2 protein-coding genes are annotated in these 4,213 nt (G+C 61.5%); both read right to left on the reverse strand.

Translation table 11 applies throughout. The features are described 5' to 3' along the window. Window positions 1–2,226 (reverse strand): magnesium-translocating P-type ATPase (gene mgtA, locus AB4Z11_RS25020; RefSeq protein ID WP_442028473.1); only part of this gene is annotated, 2,226 nt, incomplete at its 3' end. A 330-nt stretch (window positions 2,227–2,556) separates the two neighbouring features. After that, window positions 2,557–4,213 (reverse strand): cadherin domain-containing protein (locus AB4Z11_RS25025; RefSeq protein ID WP_442028475.1); only part of this gene is annotated, 1,657 nt, incomplete at its 5' end.

Below are 4,213 nucleotides of genomic sequence, written 5' to 3' on the forward strand. Positions count from 1 at the left end.
CTGCGACACGTCGTACAGCAGGTTCTGCACCAGCAGCTGCATCGGCAGCATCGGCAGGAACGGGATGAACGCACTCGCGATCAGCACTGAGAACACATTGCCGAAGTTCGAGCTGGCCGTCATTTTGATGTACTTGAGCATATTGGCGAAGGTGCGGCGGCCTTCCAGCACGCCCTCCTCCAGCACCATCAGGCTCTTTTCCAGCAGGATGATGTCCGCTGCCTCTTTCGCGATATCGACCGCCGTATCCACCGAAATGCCGATGTCCGCCTTGCGCAGCGCCGGGGCGTCGTTGATGCCGTCGCCCATGAAGCCGACCACGCGGCCGTTGGACTTCAGCAGGCGCACGATGCGCTCCTTGTGCGCCGGCGTCAGCTTGGCGAATACATTGTGATGTTCGACGGCGGCGGCCAGTTCGGCATCGGTCATGCGCTCGACGTCGCCGCCCAGCAGCACGCCCTTCTGCTCCAGCCCCACTTCGCGGCAGATCTTGGCGGTCACCAGCTCGTTGTCGCCGGTGAGAACCTTGACGGCCACGCCATGCTCGGCCAGCGCCTTCAGGGCCGGCGCCGTGGATTCTTTTGGCGGGTCCAGGAAGGCGACATAACCCACCAGCACCAGGTCCGATTCGTCGGCCAGGCTGTAAGTTTCCTGGGTCGGCGGCAGTTCGCGCGAGGCAACGGCCACCACGCGCAGGCCTTCAGCGTTCAGGTCGGCGGTCACGCTGCGCACACGCTCCAGCAGTTCCGGTGTCAGCACTTCCACTTCTTCGCCGTGCTGCACGCGGCTGCACACGGCCAGCACTTCTTCCACTGCGCCTTTGGTGATGATGACGTGGTGCTGGTCGTGCTCGGCCACCACCACCGACATGCGGCGGCGGTTGAAGTCGAACGGAATCTCATCGACTTTGCGGAAGACTTCCGCCACGTTCAGGTCGCGGTGCACTTCGGCGTGCTCCAGCACGGCCACGTCCAGCAGGTTTTTCAGGCCGGTCTGGTAGTAGCTGTTCAGGTATGCCATGTCCAGCACTTCGTCCGATTCCTCGCCCCAGATATCGGTGTGGCGGGCCAGGAAGATCTTGTCCTGGGTGAGCGTACCGGTCTTGTCGGTGCACAGCACGTCCATCGCGCCGAAGTTCTGGATCGCGTCCAGGTGCTTCACGATGACTTTTTTACGCGACAGGAAGACCGCGCCTTTGGCCAGGGTGGAAGTCACGATCATCGGCAGCATTTCCGGCGTCAGGCCAACAGCGATGGACAGCGCGAACAGCAGCGCCTCCATCCAGTCATGCTTGGTGTAACCATTGATGAAGAACACCAGCGGCGACATCACCAGCATGAAGCGGATCAGCAGCCAGCTCACTTTATTCACGCCGTTCTGGAACGAGGTCGGCGCTTTTTCAGTGGCGGTTACGCGGCTGGCCAGCGCACCGAAGTAGCTGCTGTTGCCGGTGCCCAGCACGACAGCTGTGGCGGCGCCGGACACTACATTGGTGCCCATGAAGACGATGTTTTCCAGCTCCAGCGGATTGATGGTGTCCGCGTCCTTCTGCTCGGCGAACTTCTCCACCGGTAGCGATTCGCCCGTCATGGCGGCCTGCGACACGAACAGGTCTTTCGCAGCCAGCACGCGGCAATCGGCCGGAATCATGTCGCCGGCGGACAGCGCGATCACGTCGCCCGGCACCAGCAGGCGGATCGCCACTTCGGTGCGCTGGCCTGCGCGCAGCACGGTCGCGGTATTGCTGACCATTTCCTTCAGCGCGTCCGCCGCCTTGTTGGACTTCCCTTCCTGCCAGAAGCGCAGCAGCGCGGACAGGACGACCATCGTGCCGATCACGATGGCGGCCTTCACGTCCTCGGTAACATAGGACACGATGGCCAACAACGTCAGCAGCAGATTGAAGGGATTGCGGTAGCACTGCCACAGGTGCGCCTGCCAGCTCAGTGGCTTCTCGTGTTCGACTTCGTTGAAGCCGACGCGCTCGCGCACGGCCTCCGCCTCTTCCACGCTCAGGCCTTCCACGCGGGTGTCGAGACGCTGCAACAGCGCAGCGCTGTTCTCGGTGGCGGCGGCCACCATGGTCTGGGTCAGGCTTTGCGGCACTTCGCGGCTTACGCCCGTTTCGGCCATCGAGTCCAGCATGGCCAGGCGGCGGAAGTGGCGGCCGATGTGACGGGAACGCAGGAAGCGCTCGAACAGCTCTTTCAGAACGATGAAGTTCATTATTACTCTCCAGCATAGTGCGGAGCGCGCACGCGTGCTCCTGAGCCTTCGCGAAAAAAATAGCGAAAGCACAATGACGCCGCAACGATGGCGACGTCAGACAATGTTTATCAGGGAGCAGCTGGAGAGCCGGGGAACCGGCTGATGCGCGCCGCTGCCTGCCGTACTTGGCAAGGCAGCGGCGAATGGGAGAATTCGGGCTTACCTTGCCTGGGTCAGGTCGATAGCAAATCGACTACAAGAACTGTCCACAGGAGGAACTCCTAGTATGAAGATGCGCGGATTCTAGCCCAATTTGTGAGCACTACTCAACCAATTTCTTGTAACTTCTTATGTCGGCATTGTGAATACGATGGCATTTTCCAACGCTGCCGTGTCGCTGACGCCAACCAGCGTGACCTGGCCGCCGGGGGCGGAGATCAACAGGTCGTTACCAACGTGTGTGACATACTTGGCGACGAAGTCGTGGGCCGTCATCGGTTTGCTCAGCACATCCACGAAATACAGCTTGTCGCCCTCCGCCATATTGAAGTCATTGACGCGGTCCGTCCCCATCGAGGACTCGAACACAAAGCAGTCCGCGCCTGTGCCGCCGATCAGAACGTCGTTGCCCTTCCCGCCAAACAGCACGTCGCGCGCCGCGCCGCCATCGAGCGTATCGTTGCCGTTGTCGCCATACAGGTAATCGATGCCGCCGCCGCCGGTCAGCTTGTCGTCGCCGTTGCCGCCGTACAGCGCATCGGTGGCCGCGCCGCCGGTCAGGGTGTCGTTGCCGTTCGCCCCCTGCAGCACATTTTCGCCATCGGTGCCGACCAGATTATCGTTGCCGTTACCGCCGTTGAGCACCTTGCCCTTGTCGGCGGTCGAGCCCCAGATGGTCAGCGTGATGGTATTGGTGCTCACCATGCCCGACTTGTCGACCACCGAATAGCTCATGGTGCCATTGACCTTCTGGCCCGTGCTGGCCCAGTCGAATTCATCGCTCGGCGTGATCGRAATCGATTTGCCATCGGCGGAAATGGTGGCGCTGGCATACACCTGGCTCAGATTCAGAACCTGCTTGGTCACCGGATTGACCAGTGTGCTGGCCGTGCTGTCCGCCGCCCAGGTCAATGTGACCTGGCTGACGTTCTTCAGCGTTACCACGTCGTTGGCGTCTGGATCGGTGGCGTAGTCGGGAATGACCGGAATCAGGATCGATGCATTCTCCACTGTGGACAGCATGATCTTGGACGTGGTGGGCGCCTCGTTCACATCATTCACGTTCAACGTCACCGCCTTCTGTGCCGCGTTGCCTGCGAGGTCGGTGGCCACCACGGTGAAGTGGTAATTGTTCTTCGCCTCGTAGTCCGGATTGGCCGCCAACTGCACATTGCCGCTGGCATCGATCGAGAATTGACCTGCATCGTCGTTATTGTTGGCCAGCAGACTATAGCTGAACGTACCAGCGTCCGTGGCGGCTGCTTTGTAGACGATCTGGTTAGCGCCCGTGTTCTCCGTTACCGAAGCTGTCGCCGCAGAGCTGAATACCGGCGCTGTCGCGTCCAGCGTGAAGCTGGCTGCCTTGCCCTGCGCCGTATTGCCGGCAAAGTCGGTTGCCAGCACGCTTACGCTGATTGTTCCGTCACTGAGCGACGACAGATTGGCCAGGCCATTCGCGCCGGTGACGCTATGCACACCGTCGCTGAAGGTGACGACTGCGTTGGCATCGGCGTTCACGCCCGCCACGCTATAGGCGACTGCGCTGCGCTCCGCGAGGCTGACCAGAGGGTCCGGCACGGTTACTGCCAGATCGCCTTCGGGATCGGCCTTGGTGTCCAGTGTGAAGTCGAAGCTGCGGGTGACGCTGTTACCGGCGATGTCGGTGTCGGTCACCTTCACGTTATGCGCGCCATCGATGCCTGGCGCCGCATAGCTCGCGGCGGCTGCGCCGTTATCAACGCTGAAGCTGCGCGTCGCCCCGGCCTCCAGGCTACCGAAGTTGAGC

The organism is Pseudoduganella sp. RAF53_2 (genome assembly GCF_052113985.1).
GTDB lineage: Bacteria > Pseudomonadota > Gammaproteobacteria > Burkholderiales > Burkholderiaceae_D > Rugamonas.